General features: G+C 67.5%; 23 protein-coding genes, 2 tRNA genes and 1 other RNA gene. 17 read left to right on the top strand and 9 right to left on the bottom strand.

Annotated elements, in window-relative coordinates; translation table 11 throughout:
• Window positions 1–65 precede the first annotated feature (65 nt).
• Window positions 66–1,679, top strand: a complete 1,614-nt coding sequence (locus IEX71_RS07015) for a glycosyltransferase family protein (RefSeq protein WP_188836256.1) — start codon at window positions 66–68, stop codon at window positions 1,677–1,679.
• Between the two features lie 204 nt (window positions 1,680–1,883).
• Here the strand turns inward: IEX71_RS07015 and ffs are convergent.
• An RNA gene (ffs, locus tag IEX71_RS07010) (signal recognition particle sRNA small type) lies at window positions 1,884–1,980 on the bottom strand.
• A gap of 97 nt (window positions 1,981–2,077) precedes the next feature.
• Here ffs and IEX71_RS07005 point away from each other — a divergent pair.
• From IEX71_RS07005 to IEX71_RS06985, 5 genes are all read left to right on the top strand, one after another.
• Window positions 2,078–2,165: transfer RNA gene (locus IEX71_RS07005), tRNA-Ser, on the top strand.
• A 183-nt stretch (window positions 2,166–2,348) separates the two neighbouring features.
• Window positions 2,349–3,980 carry a purple acid phosphatase family protein gene (locus IEX71_RS07000; RefSeq protein WP_229749537.1) on the top strand — a complete coding sequence of 544 codons (1,632 nt, stop codon included), beginning with the start codon at window positions 2,349–2,351 and terminating at the stop codon, window positions 3,978–3,980.
• Window positions 3,981–4,079: 99 nt separating this feature from the next.
• Entirely contained in the window at window positions 4,080–4,466 is a 387-nt protein-coding gene (locus tag IEX71_RS06995) for a YciI family protein (protein WP_188836255.1), read from the top strand.
• A gap of 18 nt (window positions 4,467–4,484) precedes the next feature.
• Window positions 4,485–5,717: an RNA polymerase sigma factor gene (locus IEX71_RS06990; RefSeq protein WP_188836254.1), complete on the top strand. Its 1,233-nt coding sequence runs from the start codon at window positions 4,485–4,487 to the stop codon at window positions 5,715–5,717.
• 140 nt (window positions 5,718–5,857) lie between these two features.
• Entirely contained in the window at window positions 5,858–6,658 is an 801-nt protein-coding gene (locus IEX71_RS06985) for a LytR C-terminal domain-containing protein (protein ID WP_188836253.1), read from the top strand.
• Between the two features lie 3 nt (window positions 6,659–6,661).
• On the opposite strand, the gene IEX71_RS06980 is transcribed toward IEX71_RS06985, so the two are convergent.
• Entirely contained in the window at window positions 6,662–8,221 is a 1,560-nt protein-coding gene (locus IEX71_RS06980; protein WP_188836252.1) for a helicase HerA-like domain-containing protein, read from the bottom strand.
• 71 nt (window positions 8,222–8,292) lie between these two features.
• Between IEX71_RS06980 and IEX71_RS06975 the strand changes: the two genes are divergently transcribed.
• The 4 genes from IEX71_RS06975 (at window position 8,293) to IEX71_RS06960 (ending at window position 9,973) form a co-directional block, all read left to right on the top strand.
• Window positions 8,293–8,586, top strand: coding sequence for a type II toxin-antitoxin system VapB family antitoxin (locus IEX71_RS06975; RefSeq protein WP_188836251.1), 294 nt, complete (start codon window positions 8,293–8,295; stop codon window positions 8,584–8,586).
• A complete protein-coding gene (locus tag IEX71_RS06970; protein ID WP_188836250.1) occupies window positions 8,583–9,110 on the top strand; it encodes a LytR C-terminal domain-containing protein in 528 nt (175 codons plus the stop codon). The genes IEX71_RS06975 and IEX71_RS06970 overlap by 4 nt, the downstream gene beginning before the upstream one ends.
• A 54-nt stretch (window positions 9,111–9,164) precedes the next feature.
• Window positions 9,165–9,254, top strand: a tRNA-Ser gene (locus tag IEX71_RS06965).
• A 350-nt stretch (window positions 9,255–9,604) separates the two neighbouring features.
• Complete coding sequence (locus IEX71_RS06960) at window positions 9,605–9,973, top strand: thiol-disulfide oxidoreductase DCC family protein (RefSeq protein ID WP_188836249.1); 369 nt, start codon at window positions 9,605–9,607, stop codon at window positions 9,971–9,973.
• Window positions 9,974–10,017: 44 nt separating this feature from the next.
• On the opposite strand, the gene IEX71_RS06955 is transcribed toward IEX71_RS06960, so the two are convergent.
• The 3 genes from IEX71_RS06955 to IEX71_RS06945 form a co-directional block, all read right to left on the bottom strand.
• On the bottom strand, window positions 10,018–10,488 hold the full coding sequence (locus IEX71_RS06955; protein ID WP_188836248.1) for a DUF4232 domain-containing protein: 471 nt from the start codon (window positions 10,486–10,488) through the stop codon (window positions 10,018–10,020).
• Window positions 10,457–10,801, bottom strand: a complete 345-nt coding sequence (locus IEX71_RS06950; protein ID WP_188836247.1) for a hypothetical protein — start codon at window positions 10,799–10,801, stop codon at window positions 10,457–10,459. The genes IEX71_RS06955 and IEX71_RS06950 overlap by 32 nt, the downstream gene beginning before the upstream one ends.
• Window positions 10,802–10,873: 72 nt before the next feature.
• Complete coding sequence (locus IEX71_RS06945; protein WP_188836246.1) at window positions 10,874–11,398, bottom strand: mycothiol transferase; 525 nt, start codon at window positions 11,396–11,398, stop codon at window positions 10,874–10,876.
• 129 nt (window positions 11,399–11,527) lie between these two features.
• On the opposite strand from IEX71_RS06945, the gene IEX71_RS06940 reads away from it, so the two are divergent.
• Both IEX71_RS06940 and IEX71_RS06935 read left to right on the top strand, forming a co-directional pair.
• A complete protein-coding gene (locus IEX71_RS06940) occupies window positions 11,528–12,526 on the top strand; it encodes a family 43 glycosylhydrolase (protein WP_188836245.1) in 999 nt (332 codons plus the stop codon).
• A gap of 31 nt (window positions 12,527–12,557) precedes the next feature.
• Complete coding sequence (locus tag IEX71_RS06935; protein ID WP_188836244.1) at window positions 12,558–13,373, top strand: glycerophosphodiester phosphodiesterase; 816 nt, start codon at window positions 12,558–12,560, stop codon at window positions 13,371–13,373.
• A 3-nt stretch (window positions 13,374–13,376) separates the two neighbouring features.
• Here the strand turns inward: IEX71_RS06935 and IEX71_RS06930 are convergent, their stop codons facing one another.
• Window positions 13,377–14,396 (bottom strand): SAM-dependent methyltransferase, encoded by a 1,020-nt coding sequence (locus tag IEX71_RS06930; protein WP_229749536.1) that lies wholly within the window; start codon window positions 14,394–14,396, stop codon window positions 13,377–13,379.
• 270 nt (window positions 14,397–14,666) lie between these two features.
• Here IEX71_RS06930 and IEX71_RS06925 point away from each other — a divergent pair, with 270 nt between their 5' ends.
• Entirely contained in the window at window positions 14,667–16,808 is a 2,142-nt protein-coding gene (locus tag IEX71_RS06925; RefSeq protein ID WP_188836243.1) for an MMPL family transporter, read from the top strand.
• A gap of 113 nt (window positions 16,809–16,921) precedes the next feature.
• Here the strand turns inward: IEX71_RS06925 and IEX71_RS06920 are convergent, their stop codons facing one another.
• Window positions 16,922–18,220: an MFS transporter gene (locus IEX71_RS06920; protein WP_229749535.1), complete on the bottom strand. Its 1,299-nt coding sequence runs from the start codon at window positions 18,218–18,220 to the stop codon at window positions 16,922–16,924.
• 139 nt (window positions 18,221–18,359) lie between these two features.
• On the opposite strand from IEX71_RS06920, the gene IEX71_RS06915 reads away from it, so the two are divergent.
• Both IEX71_RS06915 and IEX71_RS06910 read left to right on the top strand, forming a co-directional pair.
• Complete coding sequence (locus tag IEX71_RS06915; protein WP_188836242.1) at window positions 18,360–19,796, top strand: protein kinase domain-containing protein; 1,437 nt, start codon at window positions 18,360–18,362, stop codon at window positions 19,794–19,796.
• Window positions 19,797–19,828: 32 nt separating this feature from the next.
• Window positions 19,829–20,659, top strand: a complete 831-nt coding sequence (locus IEX71_RS06910; protein ID WP_188836241.1) for a thioesterase family protein — start codon at window positions 19,829–19,831, stop codon at window positions 20,657–20,659.
• Here the strand turns inward: IEX71_RS06910 and IEX71_RS06905 are convergent.
• The gene (locus IEX71_RS06905; protein ID WP_188836240.1) at window positions 20,579–21,676 is read right to left on the bottom strand and encodes a phosphatase PAP2 family protein; all 1,098 of its coding nucleotides are present in this window, start codon (window positions 21,674–21,676) and stop codon (window positions 20,579–20,581) included. The genes IEX71_RS06910 and IEX71_RS06905 overlap by 81 nt on opposite strands.
• 214 nt (window positions 21,677–21,890) lie before the next feature.
• Between IEX71_RS06905 and IEX71_RS06900 the strand changes: the two genes are divergently transcribed.
• Together IEX71_RS06900 and IEX71_RS06895 are read left to right on the top strand one after the other, a co-directional pair.
• The gene (locus tag IEX71_RS06900) at window positions 21,891–22,217 is read left to right on the top strand and encodes a DUF4235 domain-containing protein (protein ID WP_188836239.1); all 327 of its coding nucleotides are present in this window, start codon (window positions 21,891–21,893) and stop codon (window positions 22,215–22,217) included.
• A 57-nt stretch (window positions 22,218–22,274) separates the two neighbouring features.
• On the top strand, window positions 22,275–22,658 hold the full coding sequence (locus IEX71_RS06895; protein WP_188836238.1) for an ankyrin repeat domain-containing protein: 384 nt from the start codon (window positions 22,275–22,277) through the stop codon (window positions 22,656–22,658).
• Window positions 22,659–22,662: 4 nt separating this feature from the next.
• On the opposite strand, the gene IEX71_RS06890 is transcribed toward IEX71_RS06895, so the two are convergent.
• Window positions 22,663–23,181 (bottom strand): Lrp/AsnC family transcriptional regulator, encoded by a 519-nt coding sequence (locus tag IEX71_RS06890; RefSeq protein WP_188836237.1) that lies wholly within the window; start codon window positions 23,179–23,181, stop codon window positions 22,663–22,665.
• Between the last annotated feature and the right edge of the window lie 68 nt (window positions 23,182–23,249).

The following is a 23,249-nucleotide window of genomic DNA, read 5'->3' as shown; positions in this document are numbered from 1 at the left end:
TTGCGCGGCCCACCAGCGCGCGCAACCACAGGGACCGCAGGGGGTCGAAAGGTACCGTGGACGTCATGCTCTCGTCGCGCCGGCTGCGCTCGCCGACGGCGTTGGCAACGGCGTGCGCGGTGGTGTTCGCACTGCTCTACATCGTGTGGACACCGCAGGTCCCGGATCTCGCGGCACAGGTCGCCCGCGCCAAGGTCGCTCAGGTCGGCGGCGCCCCCGTCTGGTGGGGTGGCTGGTTCGGCGGTATCACGTTGCCCAGTTACAGCGCGTTCGTGCCGTTCTCGATGGCGACCTTCGGCATCCGCCTCACCGGCGTCGCGGCCGTCATCCTCAGTGCGTATGGCGGGGCGCTCCTCGTCGAGAAGGCACCGCGCCCCCGTGCCGGTGCGGTCGCGATCACCATCGCGCAGGCCGCCGACCTGCTCAACGGTCGCGTCACGTTCACCGTCGGTGCAGCGCTGGCCATCTGGGCACTGGTCGCGATGCGCAACCATCGTGAGAAGTCCGCCGTCGCGCTGGCCCTGTTGTCCTTCCTCGGCTCACCACTGGCCGGCTTCTTCGTCGGCATCATCGCGATCGTCGTCGCCATACTGCGCCCCGACTATCGGCGTACCGCAGGCATCTGCGCCGCGGTGCTGCTGGTCTCCGGGCTGGCGATGGCGATCCTCTTCCCGGGCACCGGCAGGATGCCGTTCCCGATCACCGATGCGGCACCGGCGATGCTCAGCTGCATCGTGGTGTTCGGCGTGTGCCAGCACAAGCTCATCCGTGCGACCGCCGCCGTCCTCGCCGTGTCGTTCCTGCCACTGCTGATCGTGCCGCTGGCGATCGGCACCAACGCGACTCGGCTGGCCTGGCTCGCGGCGGTGCCGGCGATCATCGCGTATGCCGAGATCCGCGACTCCCTCGCCTGGGTGTGCGCCCTGGTGGTCGCGATCTGGCCGGTCAGCGACCTGGTCAACCAGTTGCACCTGGCCGGTCAGCCGTCGAGCAGTTACGTCTATTACCAACCGCTCGCGGCGGCGCTGAAGACCGATCAGAAGCAGCTCGGCCAGGAGGTGATCGGCCGGCGGGTCGAGGTCGTGGACACCAAGAACCACTGGGGATCGGTCTACCTGGCGTCGTTCTCGATCGCCCGCGGCTGGGACCGGCAGGCCGACCAGGCGGACAACACGATCTTCTACAAGAAGGGCCTGCTCAACCCGGTCAGCTACCGCCAGTGGCTGGACTCGCTCGCGGTCGGTTGGGTGGCCGTGCCCAAGGCCCCGATCGACTACGCCTCCCGGGACGAGGCCGAGCTCGTGCGGGGCGGGCTGCCCTACCTGAAGCTGACCTGGAGCAACTCGGACTGGCAGCTCTACCGGGTCGTCAACCCGGCACCGTTGGCCAAGGGCGGCGACGTCCTCAAGATCGACTCGCACGGCGTCACGCTCAACGCGACTGCGGACAGACCGATCGACCTGAAGGTGCGTTATTCGGGATACATCGGCGCGGTCAATCCGCTGACCAAGCGGCCGGAGACCGCGTGCATCGTCGACAACGACGGCTGGTTGCGGGTCACCATGCCGACCAGTGGTCCGGTCCGGCTGAGCAGCGACTTCAAGCCGGTGCGGTCCAAACCGCCGGGCTGTGTGTCACCGGACGAGTCCAAGTCGCCTTCGCCATCGCCGAGCGGGTGACGGCATGAGCGAACGACATCTCTGACGCGGTTCGGGGTCCCCGCGAAGTATCGGAGCGAGGTACGAGCGGAGAACTTCGTGGGCGCTCATCCGGGGTCCCCGCGAAGTATCGGAGCGAGGTACGAGCGGAGAACTTCGTGGGCGCTCATCCGGGGTCCCCGCGAAGTATCGGAGCGAGGTACGAGCGGAGAACTTCGTGGGGTGTAAAAGAACCCCCCGCACACCTGGAAGAGCTCTCCTACCCTTGCTGCATTCCTGCCCTGGGGGAGTTCGGAGAGGTACCACCGCACGAGGGGTCCGGCGCCAACTGTAGAACACGCAGGCCCGTCATACGCAATCGAGACCGCCGCTTCGATCCCGATTCGGTGTCCGGGCGGTGAGCAGGTATTCTCCTCGGCGGAGGATTCGCATAGTGGCCTAGTGCGCACGCTTGGAAAGCGTGTTGAGTGAAAGCTCTCAGGGGTTCGAATCCCCTATCCTCCGCCAAAGCTGAGAGGGACCGTCCACGATCTTCGGACGGTCCCTCTCAGCTTTTCCGCGAGGCGCACGATTCGGGAGGAGCGCAGCGACGGTTGTCCTATCCTCCGCTCACCGCGAGGTGCTGGATGTACGCCGCGGATTCACCTGTATGCCGCGTGCCCGCAAGGCCGACTCGGCAGTCTCACCGGTGTGACTGATGACGAGAACACGACGGGTTTCCACGATGCCGCGGACGCGGCCGTTTTCGGCAGGCGACTAGGCCGCCGGCAGGTGGTCGCGGGTCTGACGACTGGCGCCGCGATGGCCGCCACCGGCTTCTTCGAGTCAGGCGCGGCGAGCGCCGAACCGGCCGACTCGACACCGCGTGTCGCGAAGCCAACCACCGCAGGGGACAGCGACACGACGCCGCCTGTCGCCGGGCTGCACACCCAATTCGGCTCCGACGCCCGCCGCGAGGTCGTCATCTCCTGGCACACCCTCCAACCGGTCCGGAAGGCCAGAGTGCTGCTCGGCACCGAGTACGGCTACCGCCGCTCGCACCCGGCCACGACGCGCAGCTACGTCGACGCCAAGTCGGACACGACGGTCTACGCGCACCACGCGAAGATCAGTGGCCTGCAAGCGGATTCGAACTACCTCTACCTGGCGACCCACGATGGCGCGACCGCCGAGGGCGGCAGCTTCCGCACCGCCCCGCACGGCCGAAAGGCCTTCAGTTTCACCAGTTTCGGCGATCAGGGCACACCGACGGTCGGCAAGCAGGTCAAGGATGCCGACGGCAAGACGATCATGGCCAACGACAATCTGGGATCGTTCGCGGCCGGTGACACGACCCTCGGCGTCGAGCAGCTCCAGCCGCTCTTCCACCTGTTCAACGGCGACCTCTGCTACGCCAACCTCGCGACCGACCGGGTCCGCACCTGGTGGGACTTCTGGGCGAACAACTCACGCAGCGCACGGCACCGGCCGTGGATGCCGTCGGCCGGCAACCACGAGAACGAGCTCGGCAACGGTCCGATCGGGTACGCGGCATACCAGACGTTCTTCGAGCTGCCGAAGACCTCCGGACAGACCGACACGACCCGCGGCCTCTGGTACTCCTTCACCGTCGGCTCGGTGCGGGTGATCTCGATCGCCAACGACGACGTCTGCTATCAGGACGGTGGCGACAGTTACGTGCGCGGCTATTCCGACGGCGCGCAGAAGCGGTGGTTGGAGTCGACACTGCGCGACGCGAGCCGTGACAAGGACATCGACTGGATCGTCATCTGCATGCACCAGGTCGCCGTCTCGACCGCGGGCCAGTTCAACGGCGCCGATCTCGGCGTCCGCGAGGAGTGGCTCCCCCTCTTCGACCGGTATGGCGTCGACCTCGTCGTGTGCGGTCACGAGCACCACTACGAACGCTCACACCCGATCCGCGGCCAGCAGGACAACGAGACCCGCACCCCATTGCCGCGGGCGACCGACACCGAGGTCGTCGACACGACGAAGGGGACTGTGCACATGGTGATCGGTGGTGGGGGCACCTCGGCCCCGTCGAACCAACTCTTCTACAACCCGCCGGCCTGCCGCGTCATCACCTCCGTCGGCTCAAAAGGCAGCAACGGCAAGCGAACTCCGACATACGTCAAGGAAGACGCGCCGTGGTCGGCCGTGCGCAACCCGGCACACTCCCACGGGTTCGCGTCGTTCGCGGTCGACCCCGGCTGGCACGGCGGCAAGACCTCGATCACCGTCACCTACTACGACGTGACCGGTGTCGGCGGGCAGCTGACCGCCTTCGAGAGCTTCCGCCTCGAGCGTCCGCGCCGCCACTGACCGCCGGGCGAACGCCACGGGTATGTCGAATTCGGTGCGATAGTTCCGACGTAGCGGTGGAGGGACGAGAGACGTCCCCCGTTGACGAGGAGAACTCGCATGAAGTTCATAGTCCTGATCCACTCGAACCCGAAGCCGTGGGCGCATCCGACGAGCGATCACACCGCCGAATACCAAGCGCTGCCTCAGCAGACGAAGGACGAGCTCGGCGCCCACTGGGACAAGGTGTTCGGCGAGGCCGATGCCAACGGCGAGGTTGTCTACGGCTGCGCGCTGGGCGACCCGACCTCCTCGCAGGTGTTCCACTACGCCGGCGCCCCGGTGCCCAGCGACGGGCCGTATGCCGAGGGCAAGGAGCACCTGGCCGGTTTCTTCGTCCTCGATGTCGAGAGCCGCGAGCGTGCCGCGGAGATCGCGGCCGCGTTCTCCTGCCCCGGTGACACGATCGAGTTGCGTCCCACCATGCAGCCCGGCTGCGAGGCCTGACCGGCCACGGTGCGGGCCGTGTCGCATACTGCCGCGGGCGTTTCCGTGCAGATCGAGGACGTATGGCGCAGGCAGGCGCCATACGTCCTGGCTGCGCTGCTGCGGGGCGGTCGGCCACTCGCAGACTGTGAGGATGCCGCCCAGGAGGCTCTCATCGCTGCGCTCCGGCAGTGGACCTCCGGCGGCATCCCACGCAACCCCCGCGGCTGGCTGATCCGGGTCGCCGGCCGCCGCCTGGTGGACATGACCCGTACCGACACTGCCCGCGCGCGGCGCGAGCTGCGCGACGCCTACACCTCCGAACAGGACCGGCCGACCGGGTGGGCCGACCGCACCACGGACCGCGACGACTCCCTGCAACTGCTCGTCTTGTGCTGCCACCCGTCCCTGAGCGCACCCGCCGCGGTCGCACTCACCCTGCGAGCGGTGGCCGGTCTCACGACCGAGCAGGTAGCTGCCGGTCTGCTGATCCCGACCACGACCGCAGCGCAACGGATCAGCCGCGCCAAGAAGAGCCTCGCCGGGGCCCGCTTCGGACCGGTGGCGCCGGCCGAACTGCCGCAACGGCTGCACGCCGTACGGCACGTGCTGCATCTGACGTTCACCGCCGGATCCTCGGCCGGCGCGGGTCCGGACCTGATCGACACCGGCCTGACGCGCAACGCGATCCGGCTCACCGATCAGCTGCACCGGGCGCTGCCACGCGACGCCGAGACGGCCGGACTGCTGGCACTCATGCTGCTGGTGGACGCGCGCACACCCGCCCGCACCGAGCAGGCAGCGCTGGTCCCGCTCGCGGACCAGGACAGGTCGCGGTGGCACCGGGACCAGATCGACCGCGCCGTCATACTCCTGGAGGACGCGCTGCCGCGTGGACCGGTCGGTCCCTTCCAACTGCAGGCGGCCATCGCCGCGGTCCATGCGACCGCGGCCACCTTCGCCGACACCGACTGGGCCGAGATCCTGCAGCTGTACCGCATGCTCCAGGACGTCGCCCCCAGTCCGGCGGTCGACCTCGGCGCGGCGATCGCGCTCAGCGAGGTCGACGGCGCCCGAGCCGGCCTCGCAGCGCTGGAACCGCTGCTGCGGCAACGTCCTCGGGATCACCGGATCATCGCCGCCCGAGCGCATCTGCTGGAGGCGATCGGGGACGCCGAGGCAGCCGAGTGCTACGCGCAGGCAGCCGCCCTGACCGACTCGATCCCCGAGCAGCACTACCTGCACACGAAGGCCGCGGCCCTTCGACGGTGACGGATCGCCGCGACGGCACCGCATTGTGACCAAACCGCCACGCGGGGGTGCGCGGGATTCACATGAGAACAACTCATACTGTGTGCCACAAGATCTATCGGTGCGCACAGGTAGGAACCATGGGGCTGACGGGGAGACGCGTGGCGGGGGCCACGGTCGCCATAGCACTGACGATGCCCGCACTCGTCGCGTGCACCACCGGGAACCACCATGACACGGCGACCGAGTCGTGCCTCAACGCACCGTCCACGCCGACGATGAAGATCGCGCTGAACACGATCCACGCCAATGTCTGGAACGCCGGCGGCAAGGCCGGCCAGGCCGCGAGCGTGGCGTCACAGCTGACCTGGCGCGGGGTGCACGTCATCGACACCGGTAACGACCCCAAGGGCGGGCAGCCGCCGAAGCATGCCGAGATCCGTTATGGCGCCAACGGCAAGCAGATCGCGCTGACGCTGGCCCAACAGATCAAGGACGCGAAGCTGGAGCAGGACGACCGCACCAACCCCAGCGTCGACGTGGTGATCGGCGAGAAGTTCGCACTCGTCCCGGTGCCGCCGCCGAAGCCGTCGAAGGTGACGGTCAACGTGCTCAACGCTTTCGTCATACCGGGCACGGCGGGCCAACTCTCCGCGCTGCTGACCAAGCGCGGTTTCCACGTCGCCAAGGTCGGCAACACCAGCGACTTCTACCCCGACCACGCCGTCATCATCCGCTACGGCACCCAGGGTGAGCCGGCTGCGCGGCGAGCAGCCCTGCAGTTCAAGGACGTCCGGATGCTCAACGATCACCGCAAGGGCACCAAGGTGGACGTGGTGATAGGCAGCAAGTGGAAGGACAGCGCCATCGTGCCGGTGGCGAAGGCGACCGTGCCGCCGAAGAGCCCGTCGCCGACGTCGTCGAAGTGCGCGACGACGCCGACGGCGTCTTCTTCTTCCTGAGGCTCAGCGCCTGCGGCGAGCGGTGCCGAAGATGCCGCGGGTGATCTCGCGGCCCAGCACGGTGCCGGCAGATCGCAACACCGACTTGAACGCCGAGGACTTCACGACCTGCTCGACCATGCCGGGCTCGTCCTTCTTCTTCGGCTCCGCCTTCTCCTTCGGCGCCGCAGCTTCCTTGCCGCTCTCGGCGTCATCGGTGGGCGCATCGGCCAGCTTCTTGTTGAGCATCTCGTATGCCGACTCGCGGTCGACGGCCTCCGAGTACTTCGGCGCGAGAGGCGATTTCGCGATGATGCCGTCCATCGTCTCGGCCGGCGACGGTGCCATCAGCGACAGCGGTGCGCGCATCCGGGTCCACGCGACCGGGGTCGGCGCACCCTTCTCGGACAGCACGGTGATGACCGCTTCGCCGGTGCCGAGCGAGGTCAGCAGCTTCTCCAGGTCGTAGCCACTGGTCGGGAAGGTCTGCACCGTGGCCCTGAGCGCCTTGGCGTCGTCCGGGGTGAACGCGCGCAGCGCGTGCTGCACGCGGTTGCCGAGCTGGGACAGCACGTCGTTGGGGACGTCCTTGGGCGTCTGGGTGACGAAGAAGATGCCGACGCCTTTGGAGCGGATCAGCTTCACGGTCTGCTCGATCGCCGTCAGGAATGCCGGAGACGCGTCGTTGAAGAGCAGGTGCGCCTCGTCGAAGAAGAAGACCAGTTTGGGTTTGTCGGCGTCGCCGACCTCGGGCAGGTCGTGGAAGAGGTCGGCCAGCAACCACATCAGGAAGGTGGAGAACAACGCCGGCTTGTCCTGCACACCGGGGACCTCGAGGCAGGTGACGACGCCCCGTCCGTCCTCGGCGACCCGGGTCAGGTCGGCGGTGTCGAACTCGGGCTCACCGAAGAACGCCTCCGCGCCCTGGTCGGAGAACGCGATCAGGTTGCGCAGTATGACGCCGGCCGTCGACGACGACAGACCACCCAGACCCTTGAGGTCCTCCTTGCCCTCGTCCGAGACGAGGAACTGGATGACGGCGGTCAGGTCCTTCAGGTCCAGCAGGCTGAGACCACGCTTGTCGGCGTAGTGGAAGACCAGGCCGAGCGAGGACTCCTGCGTGTCGTTGAGCCCGAGCACCTTGGAAAGGAGGGTGGGGCCGAACGAGGTGATGGTCGCGCGGATCGGGACGCCCTTGCCCTTGCCCCCGAGGGACAGGAACTCGGTCGGGAAGGCGGTCGCCTTCCAGTCCTGGCCGACGTCCTTGGCGCGCGCATCGATCTTCTCGCCGCCTTCGCCCGGGGACGCGATGCCCGAGACGTCACCCTTGATGTCGGCCAGGAAGACCGGGACGCCGGCGGTCGAGAGCTGCTCGGCCATCAGCTGCAGCGTCTTGGTCTTGCCGGTGCCGGTCGCGCCGGCGACCAGTCCGTGCCTGTTCATCATCGAGACCGGGAGCCGGACCGGCACGTCCGCATGGGCCGCATCGTCGATGACAGCGGCGCCGAGCTCGATCACCTCGCTGTCGAAGGAGTAGCCGTTCTTGATCTCTTCGAGCTGTCCGCTCGCCGTGGAATCCGTCACGCTGCCCGAGAATAGTCGCGCCACGCGGGTGCGCGGCAGGTTCTGGGCAACCTCGCCATTAAGCTGTCAGCGTGATCTTCAAGGCGGTGGGCGAAGGGCGCCCCTACCCGGATCACGGTCTGGTGAGTCCGAAGGACTGGCGTTCGGTGTCGCCGCGCGTCGTCCGACTGGATGAGCTGGTGACGATCAAGCGCACGCTCGACCTGGACACGTTGTTGTCGGAGGACTCGACCTTCTACGGCGACATCTTCGCGCACGTCGTGTCCTGGCAGGGGGATCTCTATCTTGAAGACGGACTGCACCGCGCGCTGCGAGCAGCACTGCAACAACGACCCGTGTTGCACGCACGGGTTCTAGCGCTGTGAGCTACGTCCGCGAAGACGGCGGCCTCGCGCAGGCGCGACGCCGCCGGCACCGCCGCGCCATCATCGTCATCCTGGTGGCTGCGGCCCTGGTGTTCGGCGCATTCCTGTATGCCGTCAACTACATGAACAAGGACGGCGTTGCCGCACCGGCGCCGTCGTCGTCGTGCGACGTCACACCGACTCCCCCGCCACAGTCCGTCTTCGTGCTGAACATCTACAACGCCTCGCGGGACAGCGGCCAGGCGAAAGACACCGGCATCGCCATGACGTCCCACGGCTTCCGCGTCGGCACCGTCAGCAACGACCCCTACAAGGAAATCCTCTCCGGCGCCGGTCAGATCCGGTTCGGTCCCAACGGCAAGAAGAACGCCACCGAATACGTCAAGAAGTACGCGCCCGACGCTCAGCTGGTCGAGGACGGCCGCACCGACGACTCGGTCGACCTGGTGCTCGGCGACGACGCGCGGACGGTCTCCTCCGCGCCCCCGACCACTGTCACCCCGCCGCCCGGCTGCCCCTCGTGACACGCCCCCAGCCCCGTTTTGGCGTCACGCGGACTGTCCGGTAGCCTCTTCGGCGGTGGCGTGTCCGAGCGGCCGAAGGTGCAACACTCGAAATGTTGTGTGGGGGCAACTCCACCGTGGGTTCAAATCCCACCGCCACCGCCAAAAAATGAGGGACCCGACAGCAGTTTCGTCGGGTCCCTCATTTTTTATTGGAGACAGCGGGATTTGGGAGGAGCGCCCGAGGCGCCGAGGAACGAGGCGGCTCGGCGCGACGGCTCCCACCGCCACCGCCAAAAAATGAGGGACCCGACAGCAGTTTCGTCGGGTCCCTCATTTTTTATTGGAGACAGCGGGATTTGGGAGGAGCGCCCGAGGCGCCGAGGAACGAGGCGGCTCGGCGCGACGGCTCCTACCGCCACTTCTTCACGAGAGTGCAAACCGTGTCGGCATACGCGACTCGGAACGACACTTCCTGCACTTTCGGTGGAGCGGTCGCGCTGTACCGTCAAGGCATGAGGCCGACCTTGTTGTATGACGCCGACTGTGGCTTCTGCACGAAGGCCGCCGGGTTCGTGCCGAGACTGCGCTTGGACATCGACGTGACTGCGTTGCAGTCGGTCGATCTCGAGGCGCTCGGGGTCTCGGCGGAGCGAGCCGTGGTCGAGATGCCGTTCGTCCACGCCGACGGTTCGGTCGTCTACGGCCACCGAGCGATCGCCGCGGTGCTGCGAACAGGCCGCGCACCGCTGCGCATGATCGGCCGGATCATCACCCTGCCGGGCGTCGACCCAGCCGCGCGACTCACCTACGGCTGGGTCGCGCGGCACCGCCATCAGTTGCCCGGCGGGACACCGTCCTGCGCGTTGCCGTCCACCGACTAGTGCAGTGAATCAGAAATAGAGCTGGTGCGGATGCGGGCAGAGCGTCATACCGTGTGGTTCGGACCCGGCAGGATCGGGCCGACCTTCAGGTAGGGGCCGGACGTCGCCGATGCGCAGACGACCTCGGGCATCGGGACGAACGCCGCCTTGTAGGAGTCCGGCGGATAGACCCGTATGCCGCGCGCGGTCACCTTGGCGCACCCGCTCTTGCGCGGCGCACTGGAGATGAAGATGCCGGCAGAGCCGATTGCGTTGGGAATCAACACGATCGGCTGATGCCCGATGATGCGGTGCGCCGGCAGCCCGATCTGATGACCGCCCCGGCCGGCGGAGCGGTAGGACACCCCGGGGGCACCGGTCAGCTTGCACGTCTTGTCGCCGATGTTGGTGAACCGCAGTGAGCGGTGAGCGCCCTGCATGTCGGCGTTGCCACCACCGACGGTGATGTGCAACTGACCGACGGTGCACAGCGGGACCGGCTTGTCACCGGCCGACGGATGGATCGACGGCTTCACCGGTGGCTTCGTCTTCGACCTCTTGGCTGCAGGCGGCGCCGTAGCCGCCCGCTTCGACGCCGAGGTCGGTGTGGCCGACGACGTGTCCGATGCGCTGCTCGCGCTGCCCGCGGTCGACGAGCTCGAAGTGCCGGAGTCGGTCCGGGTCTGGCTCGATGTCGTCGAATCCGCAACGGTGGTCAGTGATTTCGCTCCCGCGGCAGAGTCCGATCCTCCAGACCCGCAACCGGCGAGGAGGAGCGCCATACCGACGCCGGTCGCGGTGAGAGCAGAACGTATTGACGTGCGGTTCATCGTGGTCACCCCTGCTCACGGCCGATCTCTCGCCGATCGGCCTCTCACCGGTAGGACGCGCCCGACCCGACCAGGGTTGTTAAAGGGACGTTCAATGTTTGTCCAACAATCCCCGCACGTAGGAGAGCTGGCCCAGGTGTTGCGTGATGTCGCCGATCACCGACGTGATCCGCACCGCGGCGGTCACCGGCGGATCCCATCGCTCGTCGACGATGCGCTCGTAGTCGGCCGGAGTCCGTAGTGTTTGCAACACTTTCAGGGTGAGGTCATGGACGTCCGAGTAGTAGCCGACGAGCAGATCGGTGTCGGTGACGCTGAACCGCCCGACCTCGTCGCTGGTCTGGCCGTAGCCGATCGTCATGTCGTCATACGGGAGCCCGAAACGCTGGGACCAGCCACGCGTCCAGGCCTGCTCGACGTCGCCGACACCCGCCAGATGGTCGTCCTGGACACGTGCCAGGTGCCAGGCCAGCCAACCGATCGGGTTGGCGTCCGGCCCCGGCCGCCACAGCACCTGCTCGGCGGTCAGTCCGTCGAGTTGCTGCGGCAGTCCTTCGCGGACCCGGGTGAATGCGTCGGTCAGGATCTCGGTGGTCACATCTGCCGTCTCTGCCATGCCGTCCACTCAACCACTCGATCCCGACACGTGGTGCCACGCATCGCAGCGGGCTCGCAGCGGTTTCGCAGTGGACCTTCCTACCTTCTTGGACTGTCAGCAACGACAGCCCACAAGGGGGACGGTCCGATGCACACCAAGAACATCCTGCGCAGTGCCGCCGTGGTGACCGCGGCTCTTGCGGTCGCCGGCTCGGGAGTCGGCACGGTGGACGCTCATGCCGCCGGTCGCGCCAGTCACGTGTCCCAGGTCATCAGCCGCAACTTCCCGGACCCGGGGTTCGCGAAGTTCGGGTCCACCTACTACCTCTATTCGACCGGCGACGGCTTCCCGGTGGCGACGTCGACGACCCCACAGGGCAAGTACGCGGTCAAGGGCCTCAGCTCTCCGACCGGCGACTACCCGTCGACGTGGAACGGCACCGCGCCGAAATACGGCCGCCACCACTGGGCGCCGCACGTCTTCCGGGTGACCAAGGACGGCAAGCCGCTCTACGTCATGTACTTCACCGCATGGAACAAGGCGGGCGGTTACAACAACGACTGCATCGGGATCGCCACGTCGACGTCACCTACCCACGGTTTCCGGTATGCCGGAACGCGCGTGTGCAGCTCCAGCGCCTACGAGGCGATCGATCCGACGATGTATCTCGCGAAGAACGGGAAGCGGTACCTGGTCTACAAGAAGGGCCGCTACTCCGACCCACGCTTCTTCAGCATCGTCTCGGTGCCGGTCGACGCAGCCACCGGGACCAGGGTCATCGCCGGTGACCGCAAGCGACTGGCCGCGACGACGAGCTCGGAGACGATGGAGGCGCCCACCTTCGTCGCACACGGGGGCAAGGTCTGGATGTTCGTCTCCCGTGGCGCCTTCGCCGGCACCGGATATCGCACCGAGGCCTGGGCGGCGCCGACCTTCCAGGACCCCGGCGGCTTCCACTTCGTCAAGCGTATGACGATGAACAACCGCCTCGGTCAGGCGTTCATCAGTCCCGGCGGCGCCGAGCTGCTGCAGGACGGGGCCACCACCCGCATCGCGTTCCACGCCACCTTGAAGGGCACGAGCACCCGGCAGGCGTATGTCGGCGTCATCAAGTGGGACTCGTCGGGCAATCCCTATCTCTACTGATACCGGACGAGGGAATGGCAGGGTGCAACACATGGAATCCAAGCAACGGCAACGGCGTGTCCTCACTGCGGTGGTCGTGCTCTCCGCAGCGAGTGCCGGGACAGTCGTCGCGTGCGACTCCGCCGGAGCCGCAGCGACATACGGGAAGGTGTCAGCGCACCGCGGTGGCGACTACGGCATCGACAACTCGCTCAAGGCGATCAACGGTGCGCTCTCGCACGGTGTCAGGGACATCGAGGGCGACGTCTACTTCACGACCGATCAGGTCGGCGTGCTGCACCACGACGACTCGCTGCAGAACTGCCACTCGTCACGGACCATCACCGGGTCGACCTGGGCCCAGGTCAGCGCGTTGCGGTGCGCCGACGGTGCGCGACCCACCAAGCTGGCCGATGTGCTCCGGGCGTTCCTGGCGTCGTCCAACAAGAGTGCGGTCTTCCGCGTGGAGGTCAAGCATCACGGCGAGCCGGCTGCCGGACAGCGCACGGCCGCAAAGCTGCTCGTGCAGCGGCTCGCCGAGAAGAACATGACGGGTCGGGCGATCGTGCAGGACTTCGCGTGGCGCAACACCGCGGCGACCATCCACGCCGCGCATCCCGGCATCCGCGTCTCGTGCCTGGAGAAGTCGGTGTCCGCAGCGGATATCACAACGGCGAAAAGCAAGAACTGCTATGACGTTTCGTACAACGCTGCCAACTGGCACACCGGCCTGCACGCGGCCATCCACGGCAAGGGGATGCAGGTGGCGGTATGGACCGTCGACGCCAAGGCGCAGTTCACCAGGCTTCGCAGCCTGCACGCCAACGTGATCATCACCGACGTCCCGAGCCAGGCACTGCACTGGTGAGCCTCAGCGCCGGGTCGCCACCACGGTGACCTCGTGACGGTTGTGCTGCAGCTGCCGCATGAAGCTCGGATCGTATGCCGCCACAAGCACTTCCAGCGCGTCGTCGATCTGCTTCTCCGGGTTGTTGGTGCCCAACTTCAGGGTGATCACCGCCAGGCCGCCCGGCCGCAGCAGCGCAGCCGCGTCGACCATCGTGTGCGCGGTCAGCTGCGGCACCATGCGCATGTCGTTGACGATGAGATCGACGGGCTCGCCGTCATACTCCTTGACGAAGTCGCCGGCCGTCTGTCGATGATGTATGACGCCGTCGAGCGCCAGCGCCCGCTCGTCGAGTGCGGCCGGATCCACTGCGTGCACCTGCCGAAAACCCTGCGAATGCACGATTCTCGTCCACCCGCCCGGGCTGGCGCCGAGGTCCACAGCGACGTCACCGGAGGGTGCACCGACATACGAGAAGAGCTCCTCGAGCTTGAACTCGGCGCGTGACACCTGCTCCGGCACGGTCGCCAAGCGGATACGACCGCCGGGCCAGTCGCACAGTGACAGCTCGCTCGGATTGACGCCCGCAGTGATCCGGTCGGTGCCGATGCACACGCTGCCGACGATGTCGGCGCCACTGGTCACCACCCGGATTCCGTTGTCCATCAACGCTTCCAGCAACGGACGCCGCACCTTGCCCGGCGCGAACTCAGCGTCCCCGCTTTCCCAGGTGTGCAGGCTGATCGTGTCTCCGACCTCGAGCGACGCAAGCAGCACGCTGCTCGCCCAGTCGGCCAGTTCGTCCGCCGTCTCGAAACTGCCGGCGCCACGCACGGCGTCCGCGCGCGCCAGGTGGCGAACGAGCGGGATCTCACCACCCCAGCACGCATCCGCGGCCTCCTGCAGCGAGCCGGAGCCCAGGTGCACCACACCGGCGTCCGGTCCGACGCGTTGTGCCTTCGTCACATCCAGCGCAGCGCGCAACTCGGCGACGGCGAAGCGGTAGTAGTCGGGCGCGACGGAGAAGAGCACGGGTGGTTCCACCGGCTCATCGTCTCAGGACGAGCGCGCCGGCCGGGGAACGGCATCTCATACTGAAGGGGGAGAAGGATCAGCCCTTAGTCGAATGCGACAGGCCATGCGAGCGTGCATCATCGACCATGAAGTCCTCTGAACCAACACAGGAGGCTTGGGATGCGGTGGCGTTGCAGGGAGCTCGCGACCGCAACCGCCAACGCAGAATAAGCCTCATGGGCCGATTTCCGTCGTGGCCCGACTCCTTCACCCAGCTCGCGTTTCGACCCCAGGAGAGCAATGTTCGCCAGCCTCGGCCGGTATGTCGTCAAACACCCGTGGCAGATCATCGCGGGATGGATCGTCGCTGCGATCGCGATCGTCGCGTTCGCGCCCGCGCTGCCCAACAGCAGCGACGAGAGCGACTTCCTGCCCCGTCACTACGAATCCATCAAGGCCGCCGACCTGCAGCAGGAGGCGTTCCCGGCCGCGTTCACGCCGTCGATGATCGGTGTCTTCCAGCGGACCGACGACAAGCCGCTCACCGCCGCCGACCAGGCGAAGGTGAAGGGGTTCGCCGCGGACCTGAAGGCCGCGAAGATCAAGAACGTCGAGCAGGTGATCCCGGCGCCCGCGTCGCCCAAGAAGCTCGTGCAGACGCTGCTCATCAAGACACCGGAGCAGACGAACAGCAACTACAAGGAGCTCAACGACACGGCGAAGGACATCCGTGTCGAGCTGCGCAAACTCACCCGCGACACCGACATCAAGGTGGGCACCACCGGCACGATCGCACAGAGCCTCGATCAGCAGGAGGCGTCCGGCAACTCGGACGCCATCATCGGCATCGCGACCATCCTGCTGATCATCGTGCTGCTGCTGGTGATCTTCCGCAGCCCGATCATCGCCTTCCTGCCGATCGTGCTGATCGGCGTCGTCAGCCAGGTCGCCAACGGTCTGATCGGCTTCGCTGCCAAGGGTTTCGGGCTGAAGGCCGACAGCTCGATCAACCAGCTGCTGATCGTCGTCCTCTTCGGTGTCGGCACCGACTACATCCTCTTCCTGATGTTCCGCTACCGCGAGCGGCTGCGGGCGGGCGAGGATCCGAAGCAGGCCATGGTGACCGCCGTGACCCGCGTCGGCGAGGCCATCGCGTCGGCGGCCGGCGTCGTGATCATCGCGTTCCTGGCGATGGCCCTGTCGTCGCTCGGCATGCTGCGGGCCATGGGTCCGTCACTCGCGATCGCGGTCGCCGTCACCCTGGTCGCCGGCCTCACGTTGGTGCCGGCCGTCGTGTCCCTGCTGGGCACGAAGGTCTTCTGGCCGAGCAAGGCCTGGCAGAAGGAGCCCACCGGCGCTCGCTACGCATCCATCGGGCGTGCCGTCGGCAAGCGTCCTGCCGTCTTCGCAGCCGTCTCCGGTGTCATCATGCTGGTGCTCGCGATCAGCGCGCTCGGGTTCAAGCCCACGTTCGACCTGGCCGGCTCGTCGATGCCCAAGGACGCCGAATCCGTTGTCGCACTGCACGATCTGGAGCGCGACATGCCTGCCGGAGCGACGGAGCCGACCGACGTCTATGTCCAGTCGAGCTCTCGGCTCGACACGTCCGCACTGGCGGCATACAAGGCGAAGCTGGCGAAGGTCGACGGCGTCGGCCAGGTCGGCGAGGCGACGCTGTCCAAGGACGGCAGGACCGCCGACTTCTCGGTGATCCTCGCCGACAGCCCGGAGTCGGACGAGGCGCTGAACACCGTCGCCGGGCCGCTGCGGGACGTCGCGCACCAGGCGGCACCCGACGGTTCGAAGGCGTATGTCGGCGGTATCACCTCGGTCTACGTCGACATCAAATCGGCGATGAACCGCGACTACGCGCTGGTCTTCCCGGTCGCCGCGATCCTGATCATGATCGTGCTCGGTCTGCTGCTGCGCAGCCTGGTCGCGCCGTGGTACCTCATGGTGTCGGTCGGCCTGGGCTTCCTGGCGACGCTGGGCGCAACGACGTTGATCTTCCAGGGGATCCAGGGTGAGAGCGGTCTGATGTTCATGCTGCCGCTGATCATGTACATGTTCGTGGTGGCGCTCGGGACGGACTACAACATTCTGATGGTGTCGCGGTTGCGGGAGGAGGCGCAGCAGGGTCTGTCGCCGCGGGATGCGGCTGCGGTCGCCATCCGGCATGCCGGGCCGACGATCGGCGCGGCCGGGCTGATCCTCGCCGGGTCGTTCGGGTCGCTGATGCTGGCCGGCAATTCGCTGCTGTCGTCGATGGGCTTCGCGCTGTCCTGCGGCATCGTGATGGCGGCGTTCCTGATGGCGACGATCTTCACGCCGGCGCTCACCGCGCTGATCGGGCACCTCGCGTGGTGGCCAGGCCACGCCGACGAGAAGGCCCCGCCGGCTGAGTCCTCCGAGGGCGAGTTGGCATCGTCCGGAGTGAACTAACCCTCTCGCCGAGAGGACACCCGTTCGTCGAGAGGACAGGCAAAACAGGCCCGATTCGGGCGGTTTTCCCTGTCCTCCCGGCCATTGCCTGTCCTCTCGGCACAAGGGGGGTGTCAGGGTTTGGGCACGGCCGCGGACACTGTCGGACGCACCACGCGGTACCGCACGAACACGGGTATGGCGAGCGCGGCCACCACAACCAGCACGATCACCAGCACCCCACCGCCGGTCGCGGCGACCGACGTGCCGACGACCGCGGCCGCGCCACCGTGCACCACATCGGCCACCCGGGGACCACCTGCGACGACGACCGTGAAGACGCCCTGCAACCGGCCGCGCACGTCATCGTTCGCCGACTCCATCAACATCGTGGACCGGAACGCGGCCGACGCCATGTCGGCCGCACCGCCGATCACCAGCCCGGCGAGCGCGAGCAGCAGGAACACGTCCGCGCGACCGTCGGCCAGCCCGACTCCGACGCCGAACAGCACCATCGCCGCACCCCACACGACGATCGCGTTGATCACGGCCAGGCCCTGCCGCTCGACACGCGACACCCAACCGGAGAAGATGCCGCCGAGCACCGCACCGGCCGGTATGGCGGCGAAGAGCAACGCGAAGGCGAGCCCGCCGTCGGTCGGACCACCGAAGCTCTCGTGCGCGACCTCCGGGAAGAGCGCTCGCGGCATACCGAAGACCATTGCGATGATGTCGACCAGGAACGACATCAGTAGCACCTTGTGGCCGCGCAGGTAGATGAATCCGTCGATGACGGAACGCAGTCCGGCTTTCGACGTGCCGTCGTGCGTCGGCGGCATCGCAGGCAGCGTGACCACGGCCCACAGCGTCGCGAACAGGCAGATGGTGTCGGTCAGATAGAGGTATTGGAAGCCCAGCACCGGGATCAGCGCACCACCCACGAGCGGTCCTGCGATCGCACCGAACTGCATGACCGTCATGTTCAGCGAGTTCGCCGCCGGCAGTTGGGTCAGCGGGATCAGTCGCGGCAGGATCGCCGACCGGGTCGGCTGGTTCACCGCGAAGAACGCCTGCTGGACCGCGAAGAGCGTGAGGATCACCCACACGTTGTCGACGTGCATCATGGCCTGCGCCCAGAAGAGACCGCTGCACACGATCAGCCCGACGGTGGAGATCATCAGCAGCCGCCGGCGGTCCATCACGTCGGCGAGCGCCCCGCCATACAGCCCGAAGATCACCAGCGGCACCAGCCCGAAGACCCCGGTCAACCCGACGTATGCCGAGCTGTGCGTCTCGGCGTAGATCTGGGCCGGCACCGCGACCACGGTCAGCTGGGCGCCGATGACCGTGATGATGTTGGCGCTCCAGAGCCGCCGGAAGGCCGGCACCTGCAACGGTCTGGTGTCGGCGAACATGCCGCGCAGACTGCTCACTGTCTTCCTTGCTCGGGTCGAAAAGTTCGAGCACCAATGTATGCCGCCGCGGTTGACGCATGGAACGCGCGACCGTGTCGTGGACGTCGTTAGGCTGCACACCACAACGCGCGAGGAGGTCTGGGGGGTGACTCGAGGGATGCAGCGCACAGATGGCACCGAGGTCGGTGGCCGCTACGTGCTGGCCTCGCGCATCGCCGGCGGCGGCATGGGTGAGGTATGGCGCGGGACCGACTCCGTGCTGGAGCGACCGGTGGCGATCAAGCTGCTGCGGACCAACCTGACCGACGACCCGGAGTTCGTGGCTCGCTTCCGCATCGAGGCCCGCAACGCGGCCAAGCTCAGCCATGGCAACATCGCTCAGGTCTACGACTACGGCGAGGACCATGGCACGGCGTTCCTGGTGCTGGAGCTGGTGGACGGCGACCCCCTGTCCAAGGTCATCGCGCAGTCCGCCCCGATGCAGGAGGCCGACGCGGTGCACCTGCTGGTGCAGGCGGCGAACGCGTTGCACGCCGCGCACGCCAAGGGCATCGTGCACCGTGACGTGAAGCCCGCCAACATCGTCGTCGACGACGAATCCGTCGCGAAACTCACCGATTTCGGCATTGCCCGCGCCTTGGACGCGTCATCGATGACCCGTGCGGGCGAAGTGATGGGTACGCCGCAGTACCTCGCGCCGGAGGCCGCGATCGGCAAGGAGGCGACGGCCCAGTCGGACCTCTACTCGCTCGGTGTCGTCGCCTACCAGATGCTCGTGGGACACCTGCCCTTCCAGGCCGACACGGCCGTCGGCTTCGCACTGGCGCACGTCCAGCAGCCGGTGCCGACCCTCCCGGACTCGGTGTCCGAGCCACTGCGCCGAGTTGTGCACGCGACCCTGGCCAAGGACCCGGATGCTCGGCCGCACGGTGCGGTCGCGCTCGCCGAGCAGTTGCAGGCCGCGATCGGCGCGGCACCCGCGACCACGCACCGGATCGCGCCGGTCCGTGTCGCGCACCTGCCGGACGGCGGCCCGACGACACCGGTCCCGCAGACGGCGGCCGGCGCTCCGCAACGTCAAGCGATCTTCACCCTGTCCCGTGGCCAGAACGCTCCGCTGTCCGGCACGCAGCTCTCGCTGCGGGTCGAGGCCACCGACGCAGCCAGCGTCGACCTGATCGCGTGCGAGCTCGACGCCGACGGCCGCGCGTTGGGCGACGAGAGCCTGGTCTTCTTCAACAACCGCAGGTCCGCGGATGGCGTTGTGCGACTGTCGGACTCGGGTCGCATCGAGTTCGATGCGGCAGCGCTCGGCCCGGAGGTGCACGCCGTGGTCCTCGGTATGGCGGTCGACGAACCCGCGACGCTGGGCGACCTGCCGGACCTGCGCACCACCTTGTATGCCGAGGGCGCCGACCAGCGGGAGGAGTTCCACCTCCCGGCACGACTCGGCGGGGAGCGGGCCGCGGTGCTCGCCCGGATCTACCGGCGCGGCGACACCTGGAAGGTGCGCAACGTCTCGGCCGGGTGGGAGTCCGGTCTACCGGCGCTCGTCGACGCCCTCGGTCTGACCGCTGCCGCGCCCGCGGACTGACGCGGGCACCGCCGCGCCTACGCTGCTGTCCCGTGACCGACCAGAACGCCGCCAGCTCCGCCGACTCCGCCGAGACCACCGACCCACTGGCCTACTACGTCCCGGTCCGGCCGGGCGTCTACCGGCCGACGATCCACGTCCAGGGCGCTTGGCAGGAGACCGAGCAACACATGGCGCCGATCAGCGGCCTCATCGCGCACGAGCTCGCCATGCACGAGCGGCGCGACGACACCCAGATCGGCCGCATCTCGTTCGAGATTCTGGGCATGATTCCGTTGCAGGAGAGCACGATCCACGTCGAGACGATCCGCCCGGGTCGCACCATCGAGTTGCTCGAGGCGACGCTGACCATCGGCGGTCGCACCATCATCCGCGCCCGCGCGTGGCGGCTCGCGGTCTCCGACATGAGCGATGTCGCGGGCAACGAGTTGCCGGCGATGCCCGGACCGGGCGGCGACACCGAGCAGCTGGACAGCACCCTGGAGTGGCCGGGCGGCTACATCCGCTCCCTGCAGGTCGCGGCGGTCCCCGGCGGGCGCGAGGGGCGCCGTCAGGTCTGGGTCCGCACCGACTGCGATCTCATCGACGGCGTGGAGGCAGCGCCGATCGCGGCATACACGATGCTCGTCGACACGGCCAACGGCATCGCGACGCGGGTGCGTCCGACGGAGTTGATGTTCCCGAATGTCGACCTGACCCTGCATTTCGTGCGCGAGCCGGACCCGGCACTGATCGGGTTGGACACCAGCGTGACCTTCGGGCCCACCGGGCTCGGGCTCACTTCATCCGTGCTGAACGACGTCCACGGGCCGGTCGGTCGGGTCGAGCAGTGTCTCACCGTCCGCCACTTTCCAGCTCGCTAGGACGCCTTGCCCGCCGAGCTTGCGCGGCAGGTGCAACGGCCGGCGGTGCAGCACCCGCCAGGCCGCGAGCAGCACCAGCGCGTAGAACACGCCGGCGATCTCGTCGACCACGTAGTGCTCACCGGAGTAGACGAGCGTGAACGCCATCAGCGCCGGGTAGAGCAGCAGCAGCGGCCGCACCCAGCGGCGTGAGTTGAACCAGAAGAAGCCCACCACCAGCGTCGACGTCGCCATGTGCAGCGACGGCATCGCGGCCACCGGGTTGGAGCGGTTCTGGGCGTCGCCGAGCACCTGCGCAGCGCCGCGGAAGTCGAGCCAGGCCCAGCCCTGCCCGGAGATCCGCAGCACCTCCGGCCCGTCGATGTAACCCTGCTGGGACGCCAGCCACGGCGGGCTCATCGGGAAGAGGAAGTAGGTCGCGATGCCCGCCACCGCGAGTGCGACCAACAGCGCCGCCCAGGCGCGGAACATCGTGCGCTTCTTGACCCACAGCACGGCGGCGACGATCGGCGAGACCATGAAGTGGCTGATGTAGCAGAGCGTGATGAACACCGACCACCACGGCGCCTGCTGCACCGCGCCGCTGAGGTGCTCCTGCACCCACTGGTTGGGCAAGGTGCCACCGAACAACCACTTGTCGACGTCGACCGGGAAGGTGACGTGCAGCGGCATACCGACGCTGTTGTGTGCGCCCTCCTGCGGAAAGCCGCCGATGAGACCGCCGGTGAAGTGCGACGCCGCACCATAGCTGTAGTCGTAGGCGAGCAGGATCCCCTGGAACGGGAGCCAGTCGAGCATCATCCGGCCCCAGGCGCGCAGGCCCTTGCCGATGCAGGCGGCACTCAGCCCGGCGATGATCCACAAGGTGAGTCCGACGCGGTCCATCGGGACGCCCCAGGTCGCGCAGAAGGCAACGAGGACAACGGCATACAGGCCGATGACCCACCAGCGGACGATGTCCCACGACACCCGGGCGGAGAACGACGTGGGGACGTTGTTCTCCCCCGAAGCGACCATTGAACACATAGTAAACAAACGTTAAGGAAACCGTCGGTCAGTTCGGGGACATCGCAGGGACGTCGCGGGTCGGCTCGCCGTTCGGCTGATGTTCGTATGGCGCCCCGCGCGTGTGACGCCTCGCCGCAGGCGCCGCGGATGTGGCAGGCTCGGAGAAGGACAGGCGTGGCGCGGGGCAACCGCGTCGGCATACGGAACGGAGATTACGAAGCTCATGGCTGGGATCGCGTACAAAGTGCTCCTCACGGTGTCCGGCATCGCCGCGGGCAAGGCCGCGAAGAAGGCCACGACGGCAAGCTGGAAGACCGCGACCGGCGGCACGCCGCCCGTCGACAAGCACGACCCGGACTACTCCGCGATGCAGGTCGCGATCTTCGCGGTGGTCTCGTCGGCCATCGCGGGTGGCTTCCGGGCCTACGCACAGCGCAAGGCGTCGGACTACTACACCAAGACGGCCGGGCACCTGCCTCCGCCGGTCGAGAAGGCCAAGGCGAAGTCCGAGGCACAGAAGAAGGCCGACAAGAAGGTCGCCAAGGCCTGACGAGCGCTGGGTTCTCGGCGTCTTCTGCTCAGGCCGCGGGTAAGTTAGGGTCGCCTTATGAGCAACGCGAACCCGGCCGATGCGGCAACGGCGGACCACGCCGCTGCGTGCGCTGACCTCGTGCGCGGTGGCAACCTCGACGCGCTGCTCGGCAAGCTCGACGGCGGTATGCCGGTGGACCTCGCCGATGTCAGTGGCAACACCTTGCTGATGCTGGCGGCATACCACGGGCAGGCCGCTGTGGTGTCCGCGCTGCTCGAACGCGGCGCCGATGTCAACCGACTCAACGACCGCGGTCAGTCCCCCTTGGCCGGTGCGGTTTTCAAGGGTGAGGACACCATCGTGTGGTTGCTCCTGGAGGCCGGCGCGGACGTGGACGCCGGTTCACCGTCCGCCGCGGCCACCGCCGAGCTCTTCGGCCGGGGCGACCTGTTGCGCTGAGCCCTTATCGCTCCCAAGGGGCACCTGCGCCGCGGATCTCCTCGAACGACAACCAGGTTCGTGTGCCGATGATGCCGGGGATCGCCTGGATGCGCTCGAGCACCAGCGTCCGCAGCGCCTGGTTGTCCGGCGCGTGCGCGAGGACCAGCACGTCGAAGTCCGAGCCCAGCAGCGAGATCGAGTCGATGTAGTCCAACTCGGCGAGCGCGGCCGACACCGACCGCCAGGTGTTCTGCTCGATCTGCAGGGCGATGTATGCCGTCGTCTGCAAACCCGCCAGGTGCGGCACGACCCGCGCGGAGAAGCCTTCGATCACTCCGTCGTCCAGCAGTCGCTGCAGCCGTGCGTAGGTCGCCGCCCGGGAAAGGTGCAACTGCTCGGCCAGCGCACGCACCGACAGCCGTGCGTCACGCTCCAGCGCTCCGATGATCTGCAGGTCGACCTCGTCCAGTGCGCGGTGCTCCGCCGACTGTCCGGGCGAGCCTGGTCCTCGCGCGCCATTTTTGGACACTCGCTTCGCCATACGTCGAGTATGACGCCATACGTCTTGTCGTTGGGCATAGATCTGGGCAATATGCCCGGTCGGCGCGA

It is taken from the genome of Flexivirga endophytica, assembly GCF_014640635.1.
Lineage (GTDB): Bacteria > Actinomycetota > Actinomycetes > Actinomycetales > Dermatophilaceae > Flexivirga > Flexivirga endophytica.
This window is presented reverse-complemented; position numbering and strand designations above follow the sequence as displayed.